The 22383-nt window shown below is 59.6% G+C and carries 23 protein-coding genes and 1 tRNA gene; 15 read left to right on the top strand and 9 right to left on the bottom strand.

What is annotated here, in order from left to right; genetic code table 11:
* Window positions 1-30 precede the first annotated feature (30 nt).
* Both IB244_RS22225 and IB244_RS22220 read left to right on the top strand, forming a co-directional pair.
* Window positions 31-462: a GNAT family N-acetyltransferase gene (locus IB244_RS22225; protein WP_062370917.1), complete on the top strand. Its 432-nt coding sequence runs from the start codon at window positions 31-33 to the stop codon at window positions 460-462.
* A 14-nt stretch (window positions 463-476) separates the two neighbouring features.
* Window positions 477-1172, top strand: a complete 696-nt coding sequence (locus IB244_RS22220; protein WP_192241900.1) for a class I SAM-dependent methyltransferase — start codon at window positions 477-479, stop codon at window positions 1170-1172.
* 13 nt (window positions 1173-1185) lie between these two features.
* Here IB244_RS22220 and IB244_RS22215 read toward each other — a convergent pair whose 3' ends face one another.
* From IB244_RS22215 to IB244_RS22190, 6 genes are read right to left on the bottom strand one after another with little or no spacing between them, the layout of a single operon-like run.
* On the bottom strand, window positions 1186-1602 hold the full coding sequence (locus tag IB244_RS22215; protein ID WP_018854997.1) for an ACT domain-containing protein: 417 nt from the start codon (window positions 1600-1602) through the stop codon (window positions 1186-1188).
* Between the two features lie 50 nt (window positions 1603-1652).
* Window positions 1653-2876, bottom strand: coding sequence for a gephyrin-like molybdotransferase Glp (gene glp, locus IB244_RS22210; protein ID WP_192241901.1), 1224 nt, complete (start codon window positions 2874-2876; stop codon window positions 1653-1655).
* Window positions 2873-3370 carry a cyclic pyranopterin monophosphate synthase MoaC gene (gene moaC, locus IB244_RS22205; RefSeq protein WP_018854999.1) on the bottom strand — a complete coding sequence of 166 codons (498 nt, stop codon included), beginning with the start codon at window positions 3368-3370 and terminating at the stop codon, window positions 2873-2875. Before moaC ends, glp begins: the two co-directional genes overlap by 4 nt.
* Window position 3371: 1 nt before the next feature.
* Entirely contained in the window at window positions 3372-4184 is an 813-nt protein-coding gene (trpC, locus tag IB244_RS22200; protein WP_113470420.1) for an indole-3-glycerol phosphate synthase TrpC, read from the bottom strand.
* Between the two features lie 9 nt (window positions 4185-4193).
* On the bottom strand, window positions 4194-5210 hold the full coding sequence (trpD, locus tag IB244_RS22195; protein ID WP_018855001.1) for an anthranilate phosphoribosyltransferase: 1017 nt from the start codon (window positions 5208-5210) through the stop codon (window positions 4194-4196).
* Window positions 5211-5226: 16 nt separating this feature from the next.
* On the bottom strand, window positions 5227-7119 hold the full coding sequence (locus tag IB244_RS22190; RefSeq protein ID WP_192241902.1) for a peptidylprolyl isomerase: 1893 nt from the start codon (window positions 7117-7119) through the stop codon (window positions 5227-5229).
* Window positions 7120-7336: 217 nt separating this feature from the next.
* Between IB244_RS22190 and IB244_RS22185 the strand changes: the two genes are divergently transcribed.
* Window positions 7337-7618: a hypothetical protein gene (locus IB244_RS22185; protein WP_007793703.1), complete on the top strand. Its 282-nt coding sequence runs from the start codon at window positions 7337-7339 to the stop codon at window positions 7616-7618.
* Between the two features lie 61 nt (window positions 7619-7679).
* Here IB244_RS22185 and IB244_RS22180 read toward each other — a convergent pair whose 3' ends face one another.
* Complete coding sequence (locus IB244_RS22180) at window positions 7680-7931, bottom strand: GlsB/YeaQ/YmgE family stress response membrane protein (protein WP_025660968.1); 252 nt, start codon at window positions 7929-7931, stop codon at window positions 7680-7682.
* 780 nt (window positions 7932-8711) lie between these two features.
* Between IB244_RS22180 and IB244_RS22175 the strand changes: the two genes are divergently transcribed.
* A complete protein-coding gene (locus IB244_RS22175; RefSeq protein WP_018855004.1) occupies window positions 8712-8918 on the top strand; it encodes a hypothetical protein in 207 nt (68 codons plus the stop codon).
* Window positions 8919-9574: 656 nt separating this feature from the next.
* Here the strand turns inward: IB244_RS22175 and IB244_RS22170 are convergent.
* Window positions 9575-9650 (bottom strand) — tRNA-Lys (locus IB244_RS22170).
* Between the two features lie 443 nt (window positions 9651-10093).
* Between IB244_RS22170 and IB244_RS22165 the strand changes: the two genes are divergently transcribed.
* From IB244_RS22165 to IB244_RS22145, 5 genes are all read left to right on the top strand, one after another.
* Window positions 10094-10285 (top strand): hypothetical protein, encoded by a 192-nt coding sequence (locus IB244_RS22165; protein WP_018855005.1) that lies wholly within the window; start codon window positions 10094-10096, stop codon window positions 10283-10285.
* Window positions 10286-10652: 367 nt separating this feature from the next.
* A complete protein-coding gene (locus IB244_RS22160) occupies window positions 10653-11945 on the top strand; it encodes an efflux RND transporter periplasmic adaptor subunit (RefSeq protein WP_192305564.1) in 1293 nt (430 codons plus the stop codon).
* A 12-nt stretch (window positions 11946-11957) separates the two neighbouring features.
* Window positions 11958-12674 carry an ABC transporter ATP-binding protein gene (locus IB244_RS22155; protein ID WP_018855008.1) on the top strand — a complete coding sequence of 239 codons (717 nt, stop codon included), beginning with the start codon at window positions 11958-11960 and terminating at the stop codon, window positions 12672-12674.
* Window positions 12664-13872: an ABC transporter permease gene (locus IB244_RS22150; RefSeq protein ID WP_018855009.1), complete on the top strand. Its 1209-nt coding sequence runs from the start codon at window positions 12664-12666 to the stop codon at window positions 13870-13872. Before IB244_RS22155 ends, IB244_RS22150 begins: the two co-directional genes overlap by 11 nt.
* Before the next feature lie 247 nt (window positions 13873-14119).
* A complete protein-coding gene (locus IB244_RS22145) occupies window positions 14120-14737 on the top strand; it encodes a GntR family transcriptional regulator (RefSeq protein WP_169683835.1) in 618 nt (205 codons plus the stop codon).
* Window positions 14738-14782: 45 nt separating this feature from the next.
* Here the strand turns inward: IB244_RS22145 and IB244_RS22140 are convergent, their stop codons facing one another.
* Entirely contained in the window at window positions 14783-15595 is an 813-nt protein-coding gene (locus IB244_RS22140) for a ferredoxin--NADP reductase (RefSeq protein WP_025660972.1), read from the bottom strand.
* Between the two features lie 247 nt (window positions 15596-15842).
* Here IB244_RS22140 and pcsA point away from each other — a divergent pair, with 247 nt between their 5' ends.
* From pcsA to IB244_RS22110, 6 genes are read left to right on the top strand one after another with little or no spacing between them, the layout of a single operon-like run.
* The gene (pcsA, locus tag IB244_RS22135; protein ID WP_018855012.1) at window positions 15843-16571 is read left to right on the top strand and encodes a phosphatidylcholine synthase; all 729 of its coding nucleotides are present in this window, start codon (window positions 15843-15845) and stop codon (window positions 16569-16571) included.
* A gap of 9 nt (window positions 16572-16580) precedes the next feature.
* Window positions 16581-17561: a quinone oxidoreductase family protein gene (locus tag IB244_RS22130; RefSeq protein ID WP_192305562.1), complete on the top strand. Its 981-nt coding sequence runs from the start codon at window positions 16581-16583 to the stop codon at window positions 17559-17561.
* Window positions 17562-17603: 42 nt separating this feature from the next.
* Complete coding sequence (locus IB244_RS22125) at window positions 17604-19178, top strand: ABC transporter ATP-binding protein (RefSeq protein ID WP_026371498.1); 1575 nt, start codon at window positions 17604-17606, stop codon at window positions 19176-19178.
* Window positions 19168-20253 (top strand): ABC transporter permease, encoded by a 1086-nt coding sequence (locus IB244_RS22120; RefSeq protein WP_025660975.1) that lies wholly within the window; start codon window positions 19168-19170, stop codon window positions 20251-20253. The genes IB244_RS22125 and IB244_RS22120 overlap by 11 nt, the downstream gene beginning before the upstream one ends.
* Window positions 20250-21170, top strand: a complete 921-nt coding sequence (locus tag IB244_RS22115) for an ABC transporter permease (RefSeq protein WP_018855016.1) — start codon at window positions 20250-20252, stop codon at window positions 21168-21170. Before IB244_RS22120 ends, IB244_RS22115 begins: the two co-directional genes overlap by 4 nt.
* Window positions 21171-21220: 50 nt before the next feature.
* A complete protein-coding gene (locus IB244_RS22110; RefSeq protein ID WP_018855017.1) occupies window positions 21221-22294 on the top strand; it encodes a BMP family ABC transporter substrate-binding protein in 1074 nt (357 codons plus the stop codon).
* The last annotated feature ends 89 nt before the right edge of the window (window positions 22295-22383 follow it).

The following is a 22383-nucleotide window of genomic DNA, read 5'->3' as shown; positions in this document are numbered from 1 at the left end:
GCGTCGCCGCTTGAACCCGCGGAGAGGACAATGGCAGATACCATCGTTTTAACGGTTCCTGTTTTCAGTACCCTTTGCAATGAGGCGTTCAAGCTCCGGCGCGCGGTCTTTGTAGCCGAACAGAATGTACCCGCCGATGAAGAATTCGATGCGCTTGATCTTACTGCGCATCATGTCGTCGCGGTTGCAGGCGGTGAGGTCTGCGGGACGCTCCGGATCATCCATGCGAACGAGCATGTGAAGATAGGCCGCGTCGCCGTCGGCAAGGCATGGCGCGGACATGGTGTCGCAAGCGCGATGTTGACCTATGCGATGAACGAGCACCGATCTGCCCGTGAGAACCGGTTTTATCTGACGGCACAAAGCGATAAAATAGCACTCTACGAACGCTTCGGATTTGCCGCCTTCGGCGACGAATTCCCTGATGGCGGCATACCGCATCTGGCGATGAAGAATTATTGATCCGGCCGAGCGGAATGAGCGGACACCGCCATCCTGAGGCTGAACCAAATCGCGATGCTTTATTTCCGCGGGATGTCCGCGCCTTTATCGTCGAAAACCTTCACCTGAAACCCGCACCCGGCCTGCAGGAGATAGTTCTCTACACGGCTCATCCCGGCAGTGGGCTGTCGCGCCTCAGAACCAGCGACGCGGAGGATGCGCCGCCGTACTGGGCCTACAACTGGGCTGGTGGAACGCTGCTCGCTCGGCATATTCTGAATTATCCGGACATCGTTAGTGGCCGCCGCGTCCTCGATCTCGGCGCAGGGTCCGGCATCGTCGGGATCGTGGCCCGAAAATGCGGAGCATCCCTCGTGATCGCAGCCGAGATCGACACGAACGCTATCGCGGCGATCGGCCTCAACGCGGCAGCGAACGGCGTCGCGATCGAAGTGACGAGCGCTGACGTGCTTGCCGGCCCACCGCCGGATGTCGATGTCATCCTCGCTGGGGACGTCTTCTACAATCCCCAGCTTGCCGGGAGGGTTTTGCCGTTCCTTGCGGCCAGTCGCAAGGCAGGCGTCGATGTGCTCATCGGAGATCCACGCAGGCAGTCGCTGCCACTCGCAGCCCTAAACCTAGTCGCTGAATACGCTGTCCCCGATTTCGGCGACGGTTCGACCGGGCAGGGGGCGATCGGCGGGGTGTTCACTCTGGCGGACGCCCGCTGATCAAAGACGGCGTTTAGGCCGACGACGTTTCTTGTAGTTTAAGCAAGATCTCGAGCGCCAAATCCGCCATGGCGACTGGAACGAAGACATGATCGTGATGGTAGGCCGCTACCATGTTGCACGGGATTGAGCGGGCTGCCAACGCAGAAGCAACCGCGGCCGTCAGGCCGACACCTTCCAGCGACGAAAAGACTTCAAGAACGATACGCCGCATCGGCGCATCGCAATTAAAGCCGAGTTCCGCAGCTCGGCCTCTCGAGAGGATCAGGGAGGTCCCTTCGTGCTCGCGAAACCATGCAAGAGCATCGGGAACAGCAAGCTGTGCCACATCCTCGTCTGAGGTCACGCAGAATACGAACTCGCCATCCATGAGCGCAGGCGTCATGCGCGAAAGCATGGCCTGTGTGTCTTTGACAGCCTCCTTCGTCATCTCAATCCTGCTTTCTGTTCCCAGGAAACAATCAGGGCAGGCTCGACGACTCAGCCCAGAAGATCAGGCCTCAGCATTATCACCGGGCAGGGACTTCCGGCGGGCAGTTCCGGTGCATGCGGTGGACGAACGATCAAGCAGTCGGACTCGGCGAAGATCTTCATCATGGACGAGTCCTGCTTGGTGAACGGCTTTGTCGCCAGCGCGCCGGATGACGATCGCGACAGCGTGGCTCGGACGTAGTCCTGCCGCTGGTCGTTGGCACGAAGCGTCGCAGCCGCCTCTACGGTCGCCTCGCGTCTGACTGGTGGCAGCGAGGCCAGTTTCCGGATCAACGGTTCAAGGAACAGGATCCCGCAGACTAGGCTCGACACCGGATTACCAGGCAGGCCAATGACATGGGTTTCGCCGAGGCTGCCGACCATCAAGGGTTTGCCCGGGCGCATGGCAATCCGCCAGAAATCGAGCTTCATGCCCGATGCGAGCAGCGTTGCCTGCACCAGATCATGGTCGCCCACCGACGCTCCGCCGAGCGTCACGATGACATCGACCTCGGCCCGCCTTGCGCGCTCGACCGCCGCCGAAATCGCGGCTTTGTCGTCGGGGACGATTCCGAGGTCAAGAACCTCGGCGCCCGCCTTGCGGGCCATGGCAGCGATGCCAAAGGTGCTAGACGCAATGATCTGCGCGGGAGCGGGCGAGCTTCCAGGTGGCAACAATTCGTCGCCGGTCGCAAGCAACGCAACCACCGGCTTGCGCCGGACCTCAAGGGTCGCGTGGTTCATTCCGGCCGCCACGGTCAGGCGAGAGAAGTCCAATACAGTGCCGGCCTTCAGCACCGCTTCGCCTTCGAGAAAGTCCTGGCCGCGAGGCCGGACGTGCTGGCCGGGACGAACTGCAAAGGTCGTGCGGATGCCACCCTCGATTTTTTCCGCATCCTCCTGCAGCAAGACGCTATCCGCACCGGACGGAACCGGGGCGCCGGTGAATATACGGACGGTCTCGCCCTTGCCGACAACGCCCTCAAACCCGTGCCCGGCGGACGACATCCCTATGAGCTTCAACTGACTGCCGGGCTGAGGGGCGTCGTCACCGCGCAAGGCGTACCCATCCATCGCTGACGCGTCGAAAGGCGGCTGGGTCAACCGGGCTGCAACATCGGTCGCGAGCACACGACCGTCGGCCTCCGGCAAGGGGACTGTTTCAAGGGTCTCGATTGGCTCAGCACGCGACAGCAGGCGATCCTGCGCCTCAGCAACCGGCAGCAAGCTCATTTGCCGTACTCCGGATGACGAAAGTCTCCAGACTTGCCGCCAGATTTTTCGAGTAGCCGGATGCCTCCGATTTCCATGGCCTTATCGGCGGCCTTGGCCATGTCGTAGATCGTCAGGCAGGCGACGGAAACGGCTGTCAGGGCTTCCATTTCGACGCCCGTCTTGCCCGTCAGCTTTGCCGTTGCGGTGACGCGCAAGCCAGGGAGATCGGCATCCTCCGTGATGTCGACCGAGACTTTCGTCAACATCAGGGGGTGGCAGAGCGGGATGAGGTTGCTCGTCTGCTTGGCCGCCATGATGCCGGCAAGGCGCGCCGTGCCGATCACGTCGCCCTTTTTCGCGTTGCCCGCGCGAATGAGATCGAGCGTTGCCGTCGCCATCCGCACGTGCCCCTCGGCGGTCGCGATCCTTGTGGTTTCGGCCTTATCGCCGACATCGACCATATGCGCCTCGCCGGAGGCATCAATGTGCGTGAGACCGGATTGGCCGCTCATATCACTCGGCCGCCTGAGCGGCTTCGGCGAATAGGAGCGCGCGCGTCGCCGCCGTAACATCTTCTTTGCGCATCAGGCTCTCGCCAACCAGGAACGTGTTGATGCCTACCGCCTGTAGGCGCTTGCAATCCGCGTTCGTGAATATGCCGCTTTCGCCAACCAACAGGCGATCCTCTGGAACCATCGGCGCCAGCTTTTCGCTGACTTCGAGGCTGACTTCGAATGTCCGCAGATTGCGATTGTTGATGCCAACGAGCGGGGAGGAGAGCTTCAGCGCACGCTCCATTTCCTCGGCATCGTGAACTTCCACCAGTACATCCATGCCGAGGCCGAAGGCCTCGTCCTCGAGACGGTTTGCATCGTCATCGGAAAGCGACGCCATGATCAGGAGAATGCAATCGGCACCCCAGGCGCGGGCTTCTTGCACCTGATAGGTCTCGAACATGAAGTCCTTGCGCAGCGCCGGCAGCGAACAGGCGGCACGTGCCGCCATCAGAAATTCCGGCGCGCCCTGGAAACTTGGCGTGTCCGTCAACACCGAAAGACATGCCGCGCCTCCGAGTTCATAGGCCTTGGCCAGCGACGGCGGGTCGAAGTCGGGTCTGATCAGTCCTTTGGAAGGACTGGCCTTCTTGATCTCGGCGATCAGACCGTACTGGCCGGCCTCACGTTTTGCAACGAGCGAGCGGTGGAAGCCGCGCGGCGCCGATTGATCCGCCTGCATCGCCTTCAGGTCGGCCAGCGACACTTTCGTCTTTGCGGCGGCGATCTCTTCCCGCTTGTATAGTTCGATTTTCTTCAGGATGTCGGTCATGGCTCTATCCTAGTCGATGTCGTTCGACACGGCGACGAGTTTATCGAGGGCTGCCGCCGTCGCACCGCTATCCAGCGATTGCGCAGCAAGCCGCATGCCATCCTTCAGCATCTCAGCCTTGCCGGAGATCACCAGCGAGGCCGCTGCGTTGGCGAGCGCGATATCGCGGTACGCGTTCTTTGCGCCGCTCAGGACGTCGCGCAGCGCCGCCGCATTCACCACGCCGTCGCCACCCTTGATGGCTTCCAGCCGGCAAGGTTCTACGCCGAAATCCGCGGGCGACAGTTCGAAGGTGCGGATCTTGCCGCCCTCGAGTGCCGCGACGCTCGTCTGTCCCGTCGTGGTGATTTCGTCGAGGCCGTTGCCGTGGACAACCCACACGCTTTCCGAGCCGAGATCGCGCATGACCTCGGCAATCGGAACGACCCACTGCGGCGCGTAAACGCCAAGCAACTGGCGGCGGACACCGGCCGGATTGGAGAGAGGGCCAAGCAGATTGAAGATGGTGCGCGTGCCAAGTTCGACACGCGTGGGTCCAACGTGACGCATCGCAGAGTGATGCTGCTGGGCAAACATGAAGCCCACGCCAGCTTCGCGAATGCAGCGCGAGATCACCTCGGGCGTTACATCCAGCTTGACGCCGAGGGCAGCGAGGCTGTCGGCGGCGCCCGATTTCGAGCTCAGTGCCCGATTGCCATGCTTTGCAACAGGGACACCCGCACCGGCCACGATAAGGGCAGCCAGCGTCGAGATATTGTAGGTCCCGCTTGCGTCACCGCCGGTCCCGACGATGTCGATTGCATCCGCCGGGGCATCGACGGTCAGCATCTTGGAGCGCATCGTCGTCACAGCGCCGACAATCTCGTCGACCGTCTCACCGCGGACGCGCAATGCCATCAGGAAGCCCCCGATCTGCGAAGGGGTTGCCTGACCGGACATCAGTATGTCGAAGGCCTCGCGGGCCTCCTCACGTGTCAGAGGCTCGCGGCTTGCAGCCTTCGCCAAAAGCGGCTTCAGATCGGTCATGCGCTTAATGTTCCCCTTAGCGGACTGCCGCCTGTTCGGCGAGAGGTTGATTGACCGATGCGCCGTACTGCGTCTGCAGCAAGTTGACCATCTGATCGAGAATGTCGTCGCCGGCAGCGTTTGCAGTTGACGTGATCTGTTGGTCCTGGTTGTTGAGAACGTCACCCGTCGGTTCCGTGTTGACTTCAGTGACCTTGAGCAGAATCTGCGTCGTCGGGTCGCCACCAACGGCGCTGGCAATGGTGTCGATCGGGCCGGAGAACGCGGCAATGACACCGGCCCTGCCGAGAACGGCGTCGTCGGTGCCGCGGGTGATACCACTCTTGCTTTCGACCGTAATGCCGAGCGGTGCAGCGATATCGGCCAGCGACGTTCCCTTCTGCGCCTGCTGCTTCAGCTCTTCGGCTTTTTTGGCGAGTTCGAGCTTCTGCTGTTCGGCGGTCCAGTCGGCGATTGCCTTATCCTTCACTTCGCTGAGCGGCCGATCACGCTCCGGCGTGATGTCGCGGACGTCGAACCAAAGATAGCCGTCGGTGCCGATCGAGAGGGAAGGAGCGTCTGCCCCAGCCTCAGTCTTGAAGGCAGCCCCAAGAACCTGCTGCTTGGCCGGAATATCCTTGACCTCGTTGCCGTCCCTATCGAGACCGGTCGCATCGACGGCGTCGATCACGACCGCCTTGAGCTTGAGCTGCTCTGCAATCTGTTCCAGCGTCGAGCCCGACCCGCGCAGATCCTCGATCTGATCGTGAACGTTGATGAGTTCCTGCGAGGCGTTGGAAACGGCCAATTGCTTGCGGATCTCTTCCTTGACCTCGTCAAGGGTCTTGACGCTCTCGGGCTTGATGTTGCTGACACGGACGATGACCGGGCCGAAGGTGCCATCGACAACGGGCGTCGTTCCGCCATCCTTCGAGACGGCGAAGGCCGCATCCGCGATCGCCTGATCCGGCACCTTGTCCTTGGAGAACTCGCCCAGGAACACGTCCGCTGCCGTCTTGCCCTGATCGGTCACCAGTTGATCGAACGTCGTGCCGGTCTTCAGCGCGGCCAGCGCGGCATTGGCAAGATCCTTGTTCTGGAAGGTCAACTGCTCGATCGTACGGGCCTCTGGCGTGCGGAAGCTCTCCTTTCGCTTTTCGAAATCCTCGCGGATCTGGTCGTCCGTAACGGAGGCGGCATCGGCGATGTCTTCCGGTTGCAGCTTCAGGAACGCGATCTTGCGGTATTCCGGCGCGCGGAAGCGCGTCTTGGCGCCTTCGAACCACTTGGCGAGGACATCCTCGGCAGGCGCCTTGATCGGCTCGATATTGGCGTTGGTCAGCAGCAGGTAATCGATACCGCGACTTTCCTGGCGGTAAAGCTTGAGCGCATCGACGAGCGTTTTCGGCGCCGTGAAGCCGTTCGATACTGCATCGACGATCTGGCTCCGAACGGCGACCTTGCTGCGCTCCTTGATGTAATCATCTTCGCGGATGCCGGCATTGCGCAGGCGCGACGTAAAGAGGGTACGGTCGAACTGGCCATTCACCGCCTTGAAGGCTGGATCGTCGCCGATCAGCTGCGCAAGCCGATCCTGCGACAGGCCAAGGTTCATGTCTTCCGCCAACTGATCGAGCGATGCGCCGGCGACCAACTGTGCCAGAACCTGCTGCTCCACACCGAAGGCCCGGGCCTGCTCGGGTGTCAGGCGCATGCCGAACTGCTGGCTGAGATTTGCGACCTGCCGCTGGTAGGCCAGGCGAAACTCGTTGACGTCGACGTGCTGGTCTCCGACGCTGACAACCGTCGTGCTCGTGCCGCCCGATATCAGTGAGCGCGACACGCCCCAAATACCAAAAGAGGCGACAAGTAGCAGCATGAGGAGCTTGGCAACCCAGGTGTGAGCAGCTCTTCGCAGAAGATCGAACATCGAAACGCAAACCTCGCATTATATTCGCCCGTTCGCGGGCAAAGCTTTTGACGTTCCTTAGAACAAAGCCAGCAGGAAATGAAGGGTTATCGCACGAAAACATCTGCGCTATATGTGCAGTCATACTGGAGCGCCTGGCGCCGCAAAAGAGACCGGACATCGGAACCTTTCCCAGCACTAATTCGTTGAAGAGCATCCGGAAAAAGAGGAGCAGACCATGGCCGATATGAAAACCGCCTCCGCCCAGTCCGCAACCGCGCGTGTGAAGGCGGAGATCGCGGCAGACGATCTTTCCGCACAGGTCGCCGCATTGCGCGAAGACCTTGCACGCCTGTCCGAAAGCGTTGTGGCGCTTGGACACGGCGCCAAGACCGCCGTCGCCGACGAGGCATCGGTCATGACGGAGCGGCTGCGCGACAAGGTAAGGGAGGAACCTATCTTCGCGCTCGCCGTGACAGCCGGCGTCGCTTACCTTTTCGGATTGATGAGCCGTCGATAGATCGAACGGCGTTTGACCAGGCAAGGGCCGGGCGTGTTGGCGCCCGGCTTTTGGTTTTTAACTAGCGACGAATGACTCGCCCAACGGCAATGAGCAGGCACGCGCCGACGAAGCCAGCAATCAAATACCCGAGCCAGCCGGCAAGCGCGATGCCTAGCCCAGAGAGGATGGCGTTCGCAACGATCGCGCCCACAATGCCAAGAATGATGTTCATCAACAGGCCCATGTTGCTGTTCATGAACTTTTCCGCCAGCCACCCGGCAATGCCGCCGATAATGATAGCTGCTACCCAACCTACGCCTGCGTCTTCCATATGATTTTCCTTCCAGAGAAACTACGAAGTCAACGCTCGAGGCGGAAATTGAGGCCTTTGTAACGGCCGGGGCAGTGCATGGCAGAAGAGGTATGCTTTTGGCAGCGTAAGGCAGGTCAAACGCAAAGGCTGCGCAAATGTCCAATGCCGGCAGTCAGACTCAATTCCCCCGAGAGAAAAGATAGGCGATCCGTTTGGTTGCGCAACGCAAATGTGTTCGCCCTAAAACGAGGACAACGGCGGCAAAGTCCGTGCGATCGACCTCACATCCCTTCAAACACACTTTCCGAACAATCTTCGACGGCCCCCCTTAACCCAGCCACAACCACTGGACGTCCTTTTGCAAAACACTCGACGTGGTGTCGAGTGCGCCTTGAGAGATGCTGAATGGTTCCGCCAGGCAGGCACAAATTCATCAGCTGGCAAGTCGCGAACAAAACACCATATCACGGGGTCATCACGTTTTGACGACAACGTCGGAAATGCATACCAATCGTCGTACTTTCCGGTATATCAGTCGCGTAGGAATAATACCAATATGCGATCAGTTTTGTTCCGGAAGACGAGTCCGGAGCTCTCTCGTCGGATGGCGCCCGCAAAATCCATCACACTTCCGTGATGGTTTCAGATGGCTGATTATACCGTGAATCGCTTTGCCGACCCCCCTTGTGTCATCGAAAAAGCTCATTCTCAACGAAATCGCGCGTTTCCTTAAGCATTTGCTTGCTCAACCTGCAATCTATGTCATGGTAGCTTCCTCACATGAGAGGGGTTCTAGCTATGATTAATCTTCAATCGGTTCGTAATGACACTACTCATGATCAACGCCTGCTCGATTGCCGCGCCGATGTTGAACCCGCGCTCCATCAGATCATCCGCGATGCGCAACTAAAGGGGTGGGCGCCGGCGGAAGTGGCGATGGCAATAGCGGATGCAGCGGATGACTACATTCTGTTGTTGGCCAGCAGGAAGGCGACGTCGCATTGATAGGCGTCACATTGCTAATGGGGCGAGGACGAGGACACCGGATCTGCGGGCAAGGCAGCAGCATTTGCCCGCAGGAAAGATCTCCGCACATCCAGGCATCGCGGCACCGGGGTAGTGAATAGCGTTTCAGCACGCCAGTAGAGTGATGACATCACGGAGTGGAGTTCAACCCACTACCTACAGGACGAAAATCTGCGACCTGTCGGATAAAATCAGGTGAGTTTCGCTTCATCGTGCCTCACGCCGCATAGCGATGCCGCAGAGGATCTGGAACTCGCCGGCGGTAGCGGATTCGTGAACTGTGCCTGGCAAAGGGCGCCGTAATTCTCGCCCGGGCTTGCGATGACACGCTAGATTGCGCGCGCGGCGGTGAGCAATGGCCCTCCCGGAGGAGCGCGGACGCACATATTTCTCACATTTCTGGCGGCCGTGGCGCTGATCGGCCTTTCCACAATCACCTCAGCCTGCACCACAAACCCTGATCAGACCTCATCAATCGGGTCGTCATCGGCCTATCTACGCGATCGCTCTGTAAATCCAGCCTGTGCAGATGGGTTCAGACCTAGTAACGGCCGCCCGTGCAGCTATTAGACACGAACGTGGTGCGAGGACGCAAGGCAGTCGCCGTCCCAAACTATACTAAGTCTTTGATTTCATGGTGAGAGCGTCGGGGTTCGAACCCGAGACCTACTGATTAAAAGTCAGTTGCTCTACCGGCTGAGCTACGCTCTCCCTGAAGCCGAGCGGTGCGTCCGGCTGGAAGTGCGCGGAACATATGCAGGTGCCCCATTGCGGTCAACCAAAAAATCACCGTTCCCTGTGCATTAGGCACATTTCTTGCGACTGGGCCTGAAAAGGCGGCCCCCTGGAAACGGCCAAAAAGAAAAGCGCCCGAAGGCGCTTTGTAAAAGTTGGGGGAAACGAGGTCATGAACCGGGCGGACGAAAGTTCGAATATAGTGTTGACGACCCGGAGAAAGCGGAAAAATCCGGGTATACTTTCGCGCCGCCGAGTCCGCTTGGCTCGGCTCACAATCTCAGCATATAAATGCGCGACGGATCAGAAGGTTCCACCGAAAAAGATTTAATCGAATCAATCCTTTCCGAGGCTGGTCGATACCTTCACAAAGTCACATGACGCTCTAGCTAGCTCCTTGTACAGACAAGGAGACTGCGATGACCAGCGTGACCACACCCACAACGACCACCCGAAAAGTGTTGCGCGGGCGACCTTACAGCCTCGGTGAGTTTGCCAGGAAGTATAGACTAGAGGAAACCGAGGCAAAGCGGCTCTATGAGAAGTTCGGGCCATCGGCCACGGAACTCGATCTGCTCATGGCCGCCAAGCGGCGTCTACCGGTTCATTGATGGTTCTATCGATGGTTCTATCAAACGCATAAGGACTGCAGCAAATCGAGTTGATTCGCTTTTGTCGCCGTTGCGGTGTGGCCATCACTCGGTCAGTCCGGCGAGGGGCTGCAGCTCTCCACGACGGTTCTGCAGTTTCAGCGGCTGCAGATCGAAGAGGTCGAAGGCCAGCTTAAGAGCGACGGCCAATACAAAGCGAATCCTCTCGGTCCCATTTCAGCCTACGGAAACTGAACTTTCATTACCAAGATTTCATTTCATTCGACCGTCATTTCGTGCCAATCCGGGCCGATGCTAATCTGCCGTTCAGCTTCGACATGATCATCTTGCTGGCGGCTGCGTTGGCAGCATGTTGATCGAGGCCGGAATGAACGACGTCAAGACTATGCACGAAACCAAGCCGACCAAGGCGAGCGCCGACCTGGCGACCGTCCTTGCGGCTTCACGCAAACAGTCGAAGGGCCGTTGGCGTGGTCGCCTATTGGTATTGCTTCTGCTGATTCTTGCGGCCGGCGGGGTGGGTTATTTCTATGCGCGGCAAGAAGGCAACCAATACAGCTACGCCACTCAACCTATCAAACGCGGCGACCTGACCGTGCTGGTTACGGCAACCGGATCCGTGCAGCCGACAGAGCAAGTGGATATATCAAGCGAGCTGTCGGGAACGGTTCGCGAGGTGAACGTCGACTATAACAGCGAGGTCAAGGCCGGCGAGGTTCTTGCCGCTCTCGATACGAACAAGCTTGAGGCGGACGTCAAGAGTTCGCGGGCGAAACTCGATTCGGCCAAAGCGAATGTCGTGAAGGCGACCGCCGACCTCGAGTCGGCCCAGAGCTCGTTCCAGCGAGCCCGCAACCTCGTTCAGAGCAACGTTTCTACGCAGCAGAGCCTCGAAGATGCGCGCTACAAGTTCGATTCCGCGGTTGCCGCAAAGGACATCAACGTCGCTGCCGTGCTCTCTGCGGAGGCCGATCTGCGGCTGGCCGAAGTCAACCTCGCCAAGGCGACGATCGTCTCGCCGATCAACGGTGTGATTCTCACGCGTTCGGTCGATCCCGGCGCAACGGTCGCAGCGTCCTTGTCCGCGCCGGTGCTGTTCGTCATCGCCGGCGATCTGCGGAAGATGGAACTGCAGGTCGATGTCGACGAGGCCGATGTCGGTCAGATTGCCGTCGGCCAGAAGGCGACGTTCACGGTTGATGCCTATCCCAACCGGACCTTTCCGGCCGAGATCAAGCAGATTCGATTTGCATCCGAGACCACGAACAACGTCGTGACCTACAAGGCGATCCTGTCGGTCGACAATGCTGACCTGTTGCTGCGTCCTGGCATGACCGCGACGGCTGATGTCACCGTTGAGGCAGTCGAGAATACCCTGATGATCCCAAATTCGGCCCTTCGCTATGCCCCCCCGGCTGCAGAGTCTCCCCGCGGCCGCGGCATCTTCGGCCTGCTCCGACCACCGCGCATGGGGCCACGGAGCGGCAACCAAGGCGAAGCCCTGACCGGAGCAAAGCGGCGCGTATGGCTGCTGAAAGCAGGCAAGCCGGCACCAGTGATCATCCAGGTGGGGTCTTCCGACGGGCAATTCACTCAGATCGTTTCCGGTGACCTGAAGGAAAGCGATGCGGTGATTACCGACGCTACGCAGGCGAAGTAGGCGAGGCTCACGATGCAGAGCCCGGCACTTATCGAATTCAAGCAGGTCTCGAAGATCTATGGTCAGGGAGAGGCGGCCATCCGCGCCCTCGACCGGGTGGATCTGTCGATCCGCGAACACGAATTCGTCGCCATCATGGGACCTTCCGGCTCGGGCAAGTCGACGGCCATGAACATTCTTGGTTGTCTCGATGTGCCCACCGACGGCGACTACATTTTCCAAGGCGTCTCAACACAGGGCTTCGACCGCAGCCAACTGACATTGCTGCGCCGTCATATGCTCGGCTTCGTATTCCAGGGGTTCAACCTGCTGCCGCGCACCTCGGCGTTGGAGAATGTCGAGTTGCCGCTGATCTATCGCGGCATGCATGCAAGCGAGCGCCACCGCAAGGCCAAGGAGGCGCTCGGGCTTGTGGGGCTTTCCGGGCGTGAGCATCACAAGACGCAGGAACTGTCCGGCGGCCAGCAGCAACGTGTCGCGATTGCCCGGGCGATCGTGACCGAGCCCTCGCTGCTTCTCGCGGATGAGCCAACCGGCAATCTGGACACGAAGACCAGCGTCGAGATCATGGACCTGATGACGCGACTGAACCGCGAACAGGGCATCACGATCGTCATGGTCACGCACGAGCCCGATATTGCTGCCTACGCTCAGCGCCTGCTGCGTTTCATAGACGGCAAGCTCGAGACCGAGGTCGAGCATCGCGGGAGGGCGGATCATGTTCTTTGAGACGCTGAAACTTGCGCTGCGTGCGATCAGCCGGAACATGCTTCGTTCCTTCCTCACGGTGCTCGGCGTGGTCATCGGGGTGGCGGCCGTCATCGCGTTGGTGACGATCGGCAACGGTACGACCGCCCAGGTTTCGGCCGAGCTTTCACGGCTCGGCACCAACATGCTGTTTGCGCGCCCGGGTCAGTTCGGTCCTGGTCGCCCAAGCTCGGAAGCACGCCGCTTCACGATCAAGGACGTCGACGCCATTCGCGATCAGGTCAATGGCCTGCGCGCCGCGGCGCCGCTCAATCAGACGACCGCGACCGTCATCTACGGCGGGCAGAGCCACTCGACGACCGTGATGGGGACGAACAACGACTACTTCATCGCGCAGGACTGGGACATGGCGATCGGCCGCACCTTTGACGCGGCGGAAGAACGCGGACGCCCGCGCTGCATCCTCGGAGAAACGGTACGCTCGCAACTCTTCGGCGCCGCCGATCCCACGGGACAGCAGATTCGCGTCGGCAAGGTTTCGTGCAGCATCATCGGCGTCCTTGCCAAGCGCGGCCAGTCCGGCATGGGCAACGATCAGGACGATGTCGTCGTCATGCCCGTTAAGGTCTATCAACGCCGGGTCGGCGGCAAAGCGAACGCCAATGTCCAGATGATCGTGATCTCGGCGCGCGACGGGGTGTCGACATCGAAAGTTCAGACCGAAACCGAAAACCTGCTTCGGGAGCGGCGCAAGATCGTACCGGGACGTGACGATGACTTCAGCGTCAATGACATGACGCAGATTGCTGACGCAATGACCGGTACCACGACACTGTTGACCAGCTTGCTCGGAGCGGTCGCCGCGATCAGCCTGCTTGTCGGCGGGATCGGGATCATGAACATCATGCTGGTGTCAGTGACCGAGCGCACCCGCGAGATCGGCATACGCCTGGCGATCGGCGCACTGGAAAACCAGGTGCTGCTGCAGTTCCTTGTCGAGGCGGTGGCACTCTCCGTGTTTGGTGGGATCGCAGGGATTTTGCTGGGGGTCAGCCTTGGTTATGGAGCAGTGACCGTGCTGAAGGTGCCGTTCGTGGTCAGCCCCACGATGATCGCTGTGGCGTTCGCGTTCTCCGCCGCGATAGGGATGGTCTTCGGTTACTTCCCCGCTCGCAGTGCGGCGCAGCTCAACCCGATCGACGCGTTGAGGCACGAGTGAGCGGAGGCGCCTGGTTTCGGCCGGGCCGCTGCTCTGCATGCCTCATAGGGTTAGGCGCTCGGCGCTGGCCAGCGCTCTTGCGTCACCACTCGCTGCAAGGCCATTTGCCATTTCACCGTGATTGAGAAGACGCATCGCCGGAAGATCCAGGCGCTCCCGCGGCTTGCCGTTCGAAAGAACGCTGATATATCATTAACGTTACAGTCGCTTCGCAACACGCATACACTTTCTGGAGCCGAATACGCGGATGCAGAACTCACTCAGCCACCGTGCCTATCTCACCCTGGAACATGCGATCGTGACGCTGACGTTGCAGCCGGGCGCCTTGGTTACCGAGAAGCATCTGATCGACCTTGCCGGTCACGGACGCACGCCGGTGCGCGAAGCGATCCAGAAGCTGGCGTGGCAAGGGCTCATCGTGGTGAAGCCGCGTGTCGGGCTGCAGGTGGCCGAAATCAAGCCGACGGACCATGAGAACGTCATGCAGGTTCGCCGCGAGCTCGAGCCGATCGCTGCCGCCCTGGCAGCCGACTTTGCGACATCAGAGCAGCGCAGGGAACTGGGTGAATGTGCCCAGACGATGGAAATGTCCGCCACGACCGGCGACTTGGCAGCATTCTTCGCCGCGGACAAGACCTTTGACGAAATCCTGGAAGAAGCCTGCCCGAACAGTTTCATAACATCGGCGCTCGGACCGGTTCAGACCCATTCCCGTCGGCTCTGGTCTGCATCCAGCAGTCCCGACAGGATGGATCAATCCATCTCTCTGCACGTCGAGGTCATACGGGCCATTCAGCAGGGCAGATCCCAGGACGCCAACCGGACGATGGGCGCCCTCATCGAGTATCTCAGTGGCCACAATTGAAAACGGCCCCATTTCGGGGCCGTGAACGCTTCTATCTTGGCTGATTTAGCCGACGAATGCCCGCTCGATAACGAACTCCGCCGGCTTGCTGTTTGCGCCCTCGTTGAGGCCAGCCTTTTCCAGCAGTTCCTTGGTATCTTTCAGCATCGCCGAGGACCCGCAGATCATACCGCGATCGATTGATGGATCGAGCGGCGGAACGCCGAGATCGGTGAAAAGCTTGCCCGCCGAGATCAAATCCGTGATGCGGCCGCGATAGGCGAAGTCTTCGCGGGTGACCGTCGCGTAGTGGCGCAGCTTGTCGCCGACTATCTCCTGCAGAAGTTCGTCGTTCTTGATTTCCTCGACGAGATCGAAGCCGTACTTCAGTTCCGCTACGTCGCGGGTCGTGTGCGTGAGGATGACTTCCTCGTACTTCTCGTAGGTTTCTGGATCGCGGATCAGGCTCGCGAAGGGGGCGATACCGGTGCCGGTCGAAAACATATAGAGACGACGGCCGGGCGTCAGCGCGTCAAGCACCAGCGTGCCCGTCGGCTTCTTGCGCATCAGAACCTGGTCGCCTGGCTTGATCGCCTGCAGATGCGAGGTCAGCGGACCATCCGGGACCTTGATCGAGAAAAACTCCAGCTCCTCCGCCCAAGCGGGGCTTGCGATCGAATAGGCGCGGAAAATCGGCTTGCCTTCGACCATCAGCCCGATCATCGCGAATTCGCCGGACCGGAAACGGAAACCCTGCGGGCGCGTCATCGTGAACCGGAACAAGCGGTCCGTATAATGCGTCACGCTAAGCACGGTTTCGGCATAGACTCCGGCCGGAATCGGGGAGGCGAAGTCTTCGGTTTTTGCAGGGGCGTTCATTTCGGTATCGGATCCCGTATTCATCGCACAATGTTATCGATGCCAGCGAGATATTACAAATAGTGTCGGGATTAAAGGTAATCCATTCTTTCTCATGCGACTTGCACGAAATATGCGTGTCATCGTCAGGATTCCTGCCCCTTGCGTCGCTTCGTCGCTTTTGCGCTGGCGAAGCGAAGCAAAGGATGCATATTAAGCCAAAAACCGCGTCTGCCATGCGCGGACGCCATAGGCTGCTCGGGGAAACATGAAGATTTTCAATTACAAGCGCGTACCTTACGCGGAGATGCGCGCATTTTCCGTCCATATTCTGACGGCATCCGGATCTTTTCTCGCGTTCCTCGGCGTGGTCGCTGCTGCCGAGCACCGGTTCATCGACATGTTCTGGTGGCTCGGCCTTGCGCTTCTAGTTGACGGTATCGACGGACCGATTGCCCGCAAGGTGAGCGTCAAGGAGGTGCTGCCAAACTGGTCGGGCGATACGCTCGACAATATCATTGACTATGTCACCTACGTTCTATTGCCGGCCTTTGCCCTCTACCAGAGTGGCATGATCGGCGAACCATGGTCCTTCGTGGCGGCAGGCATGATCGTCGTATCGAGTGCAATCTACTACGCGGATACCGGAATGAAGACGGACGAGTACTTCTTCTCCGGCTTCCCAGTAGTCTGGAACATGATCGTCTTTACGCTTTTCGTCATCGATGCCAGCGCGATCACAGCACTTGTCGTCGTCATCGTTTCCGTCATCCTGACCTTCCTGCCGATCAATTTTCTCCATCCTGTCCGCGTCCAGCGCCTGCGTCCGCTCAACCTCGGTGTTTTCTTCCTATGGTCGGCGCTCGGAATGTATGCGCTTCTGACGCATTTCGTGATCCCGCAGTGGGCGCTTGTCCTCTTTATCCTTAGCGGTATCTACCTCTACTGCGTCGGCGCCGTGCTGCAGTTCTTCCCGGCGCTTGGACGTAGAGCCTAGGAGAAGACGATGGCAAAGACGCAGGCGGTCTCATTCAGCAGGACCGGTGGACCCGAGGTTCTTGAATATGTCGATATCGACCTGCCGCCGCCCGGCGCAGGCGAAGTGCAGATCAAGCATGCAGCCATCGGCCTTAACTTCATAGACGTCTACTTCCGGACAGGTCTCTACAAGGCGCCGCATACGCCTTTCGTGACGGGCAAGGAAGCGGCTGGCACTGTCATCGCTGTCGGGCCTGATGTAGAGGATTTCAAAATTGGCGATCGGGTCGCCTATGCCGGTGCGGATGGCGCATACAGCGTCGAGCGGAACGTCGAGACCAAGCACCTCGTCAAGGTGCCGGATGGAATTCCCCTGGAAACTGCAGCCTCGATGATGTTGAAGGGAATGACTGCGGAATACCTGCTCAACCGGACATACAAGGTTGGCCCGGATACGACGATCCTGTTTCACGCCGCCGCCGGTGGCGTCGGCCTCATCGCAGGCCAATGGGCCAAGGCGCTCGGGGCAACGGTGATCGGCACCGCGGGGTCAGATAGCAAGGTGCGTTTGGCACTCGAGCATGGCTACGACTACGTTATCAACTATAACACCGAGAATTTTGTAGAGCGCGTGCGCGAGATCACCGGTGAGGCAGGGGTCCACATCGCCTACGACTCGATTGGCCGCGACACGTTTCCGCAATCGCTCGACTGCCTGCGACGGTTCGGCATGTTCGTCTCGTTCGGCCAATCCTCAGGACCGATCGAGAACTTCACCCTTGCCATGCTCGCGCAGAAGGGATCGCTCTTTGCAACACGGCCCACGCTTTTCGCCTACATCGCAACACGCGAAGAGCTAACCAATTGTGCAAACGCGTTATTTGATGTTGTTTTGAGCAACAAAGTGCGTATCAATATCAACCAAACCTATCCATTGCGTGAAGTCGGACGGGCTCACATGGATCTGGAGTCCAGAAGAACTACCGGAACTACGCTGCTGATCCCATAATGACCCGAATGGGCAGGGTCGGCAGAGAGAAATGAGGGGAACGTGTCGTTATCTGATGTGCCGGGTTCCGGCGCGTTATTGTCTGTCCAGCAACTGACGAAACTCTTCGGCAGCTTTGCTGCCTGCAACCACATCGACCTCGATATCGCCCACGGCGAAATCCATGCTCTCCTTGGTGAAAACGGCGCCGGCAAATCGACGCTCGTCAAGATGCTGTTCGGCGTACTCGAACCGACCGAGGGCCATATCCTGTGGGAGGGCCAGCCGGTTTCGATCGGTTCGCCGGGTGATGCCCGCAAGCTCGGCATCGGCATGGTCTTTCAACACTTCTCGCTCTTCGAGGCGTTGACGGTTGCTGAAAACATCGCGCTTTCCCTTGATGACAGCATTCCGATCGGCAGGATTGCGGAAGAAGCAAGGGCGCTCTCGCGCGCCTATGGATTGCCGCTCGACCCTCATGCCCACGTCGCCGATCTTTCCGTCGGCGAACGCCAGCGCATCGAGATCGTGCGTGCGCTGCTGCAAAACCCCAAACTCATTATCCTCGATGAGCCGACTTCGGTGCTGACGCCGCAGGAGGCCGACAAGCTTTTCGAAACACTCTTCAAGCTGAAGGCGGAGGGCAAATCGGTCCTCTACATCAGTCATCGGCTCGAGGAGGTTCAGCGCATCTGCGACCGGGCGACCGTGTTGCGCAACGGAAGCGTCACCGGCGCCTGTGATCCACGCCAGGAAACGCCTGCCTCGCTTGCCCGCATGATGGTTGGCAGCGACGTCGCAACCGTCACTCATCCCGATCGTGGCAACAAGGGCGACGTGCAGCTTTCCGTCAGCAATCTTTCCGTCTCCGCCCGCACGCCCTTTGCCATGCCCCTCAAGGACGTATCCCTGACGGTTCGGTCGGGCGAGATCCTGGCGATTGCGGGTGTCGCCGGCAACGGCCAGGGCGAACTTTTCGATGCGCTCTCTGGAGAGTATCCCGTGAGCTCGCCGGATGCGATCACCATCCGCAAGAAGGCGGTGGGCACCCAGGGTATCACGGCACGGCGTCTGCTTGGCGCCGGGTTCGTGCCGGAAGAACGCCATGGCCATGCGGCCGTCTCAGCCATGAAGCTTTCCGACAACCTTGTGCTGGCGCGAAGCCAATCCGACCGCAGGGGCTTCCTCGGTGGTTCTTTTCTCAAGGTGATCCGTCGCGGTGCCGTCAAGACCGCGACAAAGCGGATTGCCGACGCGATGGACGTGCGCAAGAGCGGAGAGGACCCTGCGGCAGGATCGCTTTCTGGCGGAAACCTGCAAAAGTTCATCGTTGGGCGTGAACTCGACCGACAACCGGCGGTTCTCGTTGTTAATCAGCCGACGTGGGGCGTCGACGCGGGAGCCGCGAGTCGCATTCGTCAGGCCCTCGTCGATCTGGCGCGCAACGGCTCGGCAGTCGTCGTCATCAGCCAGGATCTTGACGAAATATTTGAAGTCGCAACGGAGATTGCCGTGATTTCTGAGGGGCGACTTTCGCAACCCTTCCCGGCGGGAGAACTGTCTCGAGAGAAGATTGGCCTTCTGATGGGCGGCCTGCACGAAGGCAAGACCGCGTCGGAGACGGCCAATGCGCATTGAGCTCGAGAAGCGGCCGCAAGCGTCGAAGCTCTATGGTTTCGTCTCACCGTTACTGGCATTGGTGCTGACGCTGATTGCCGGCGGGATCATGTTCGCCATTTTGGGCAAGAACCCCGTCGAAGCGCTGGATGCCTTCTTCCTCGAACCCTTGCTGGAAGTCTGGTCGCTGCATGAGCTTGCCGTTAAGGCAGCGCCCCTGATCATGATCGGCGTCGGGTTGGCGGTCTGCTATCGTTCCAATAACTGGAATATCGGCGCCGAGGGTCAATTTACGATCGGCGCGATTACTGGCTCGATCCTGCCGATCGTATTTACAGAATGGCATTCGCCTCTCGTGCTGCCCTTGATGCTTGTCATGGGTGCGATCGGCGGTGCGTTGTTTGCGGCCATTCCAGCGCTGCTGAAGGCGCATTTCAATACCAACGAAATCCTGACGAGCCTAATGCTTGTCTATATTGCGCAGCTGTTTCTGGATTGGCTGATCCGCGGCGCCTGGCGCAATCCGCAAGGCTTCAACTTTCCCGAAAGCGTGCCGTTTCCACCCGAAGCCACACTGCCGGCGATCTGGGAAGAGTCCGGCCGCGCCCATTGGGCATTCGTGTTCGCGATTGTTGCAGCGCTTCTCGTCTGGTTCATGCTGAAATACACGCTGAGAGGATTCGAGATCGTGGTGCTCGGCCAGTCCGAGCGGGCAGGGCGCTTCGCCGGCTTTTCGTCCAAGAAGATGATCTGGTTCAGCTTTCTGTTCTCGGGGGCACTTGCAGGACTTGCCGGCATCTCCGAAGTATCGGGATCGATCGGACACCTGCAGCCTGCGATTTCTCCAGGCTACGGCTTCACGGCGATCATTGTCGCGTTTCTCGGACGCCTGAACCCACTCGGCATCATCGCATCCGGCCTTGTGCTCGCGCTGACTTACCTCGGCGGCGAGGCGGCGCAGCTTTCGCTCGGCGTATCCGACAAGGTCACCCGCGTCTTCCAGGGCTTGCTGCTCTTCTTCGTGCTCTCCTGCGACACGCTCATCTACTACAAGATCCGTATCGTCTGGTTGCGGGTCCGGGGAGGCGTCGCGTGAGCATCTTCGAAGCTATTCTGCTGACCGTCATCACAGCGTCCACACCTCTCGTTATTGCAGCCTTGGGCGAACTCGTCGCCGAACGATCCGGTGTTCTAAACCTCGGCGTCGAGGGCATGATGATCATGGGGGCCGTCGCTGCCTTCGCCAGCGCTCAGATTTCGGGGTCTCCCTATATCGGGCTGCTGGGCGGCATTGTCGCCGGCGCACTGTTTTCACTGCTGTTCGGTTTCCTTACCCTCACGCTGGTCGCAAACCAGGTGGCGACTGGCCTGGCGTTGACGATCCTCGGCCTTGGGGTGTCGGGAATGCTGGGTGAGGGCTATGTTGGCGTACCGGGCGTTCGCCTCGCGCCGATCGTCATTCCCTACCTCTCCGACATTCCGCTCATCGGATCCGTCCTGTTCAGGCAGGATCTGACATTCTACCTGTCGCTGGCTTTGCTCTTCGGCGTGAGCTGGTTCCTGTTCCGCAGCCGCACCGGCCTGAAGCTGCGCGCGATCGGCGACAGTCACGGTTCAGCGCACGCTCTCGGCATCAGGGTCATCCGCACGCGCTACCTCGCCGTGATGTTCGGTGGTGCCTGCGCGGGGCTCGCCGGAGCGCAGCTTTCCCTCGTTTATACGCCGCAATGGGTGGAGAACATGTCTTCCGGCCGTGGCTGGATCACACTCGCCCTCGTCGTCTTCGCATCCTGGCGTCCATGGCGGGTTTTTGCGGGTGGCTACCTCTTCGGCGCGGTCACGATCCTGCAGCTTCATGCACAGGCTTTTGGCGTTGGAATTCCGGCCCAATTTCTGTCGATGCTCCCTTATGCTGCCACTATTGTGGTCCTTGTCATCATTTCTCATAATCGCCGTACGACGTTGATCAACACGCCTGCGTCGCTGGGAAAACCGTTCGTGCCGGAGCGCTAAACAGAAGAATGAGACGCGCTTCCGGAAATTACAAACTAACAGGGGTTATCATGAAAAAACTCGCATTTGCATTTGCCGCATCAGCTGCCGCGGTCCTGAGCGTCGGTTCGTCCGCGCAGGCCGCTGACAAGACCAAGGTCTGCTTCGTCTACGTTGGGTCACACACGGACGGTGGTTATTCCCAGGCTCACGATCTCGGTCGCCAGCAGATCCAGAAGGAATTCGGCGATAAGATCGACACGCCCTACCTCGAAAACGTACCGGAAGGCCCCGACGCCGAGCGTGCGATCGAGCGTCTGGCGCGTTCGGGCTGCAAGCTGATCTTCACGACGTCCTTCGGCTTCATGGATGCCACCGTGAAGGTCGCCGCCAAGTTCCCGAACGTGAAGTTCGAACACGGCACCGGCTACAAGTCCGGCCCGAACCTCGCGACCTATAACTCGCGCTTCTACGAAGGGCGCTACATCCTCGGCCAGATCGCAGCCAAGACGTCGAAGAACCACGGTGCTGCTTACATCGCCTCATTCCCGATCCCGGAAGTGGTCATGGGCATCAACGCCTTCGAACAGGGTGCCCGCTCCATCGATCCGGACTTCAAGCTGAAGGTCATCTGGGTGAACACCTGGTTCGACCCGGGCAAGGAAGCCGATGCAGCAAAGGCCATGGTCGACCAGGGCGTCGACGTGCTGACGCAGCACACGGATACCACCGCTCCGATGCAGGTTGCCGAGGAACGCGGCATTCATGCGTTCGGCCAAGCCTCCGACATGATCGCAGCCGGCCCGAAGGCTCAGCTGACGGCGATCGTCGACACCTGGGGTAACTACTACTCCAAGCGCGTTCACGCGCTGCTCGACGGCACCTGGAAGTCCGAGCAGAGCTGGGACGGCCTGAAAGACGGCATCCTCAAGATGGCCGACTACACCAACATGCCTGACGACGTGAAGAAGATGGCTCAGGATACCGAAGCCAAGATCAAGTCGGGCGAGCTTCACCCCTTCACCGGCCCGATCAACAAGCAGGACGGCACCCCGTGGCTGAAGGCTGGCGAAAAGGCTGACGACGGCACGCTGCTCGGCATGAACTTCTACGTCGAAGGCGTCGACGACAAGCTGCCGAAGTGATTTCGTCAGGCAATTAGCACGTGCGAAAAGGCGCTCGTTTTGAGCGCCTTTTTTTATTTGCACCGCATACCAGAAAGTGCATTTACAAA

The sequence above is a fragment of the Rhizobium sp. RHZ02 genome (assembly GCF_014851575.1).
GTDB classification, from domain to species: Bacteria; Pseudomonadota; Alphaproteobacteria; order Rhizobiales; family Rhizobiaceae; genus Rhizobium; species Rhizobium altiplani.
This window is presented reverse-complemented; position numbering and strand designations above follow the sequence as displayed.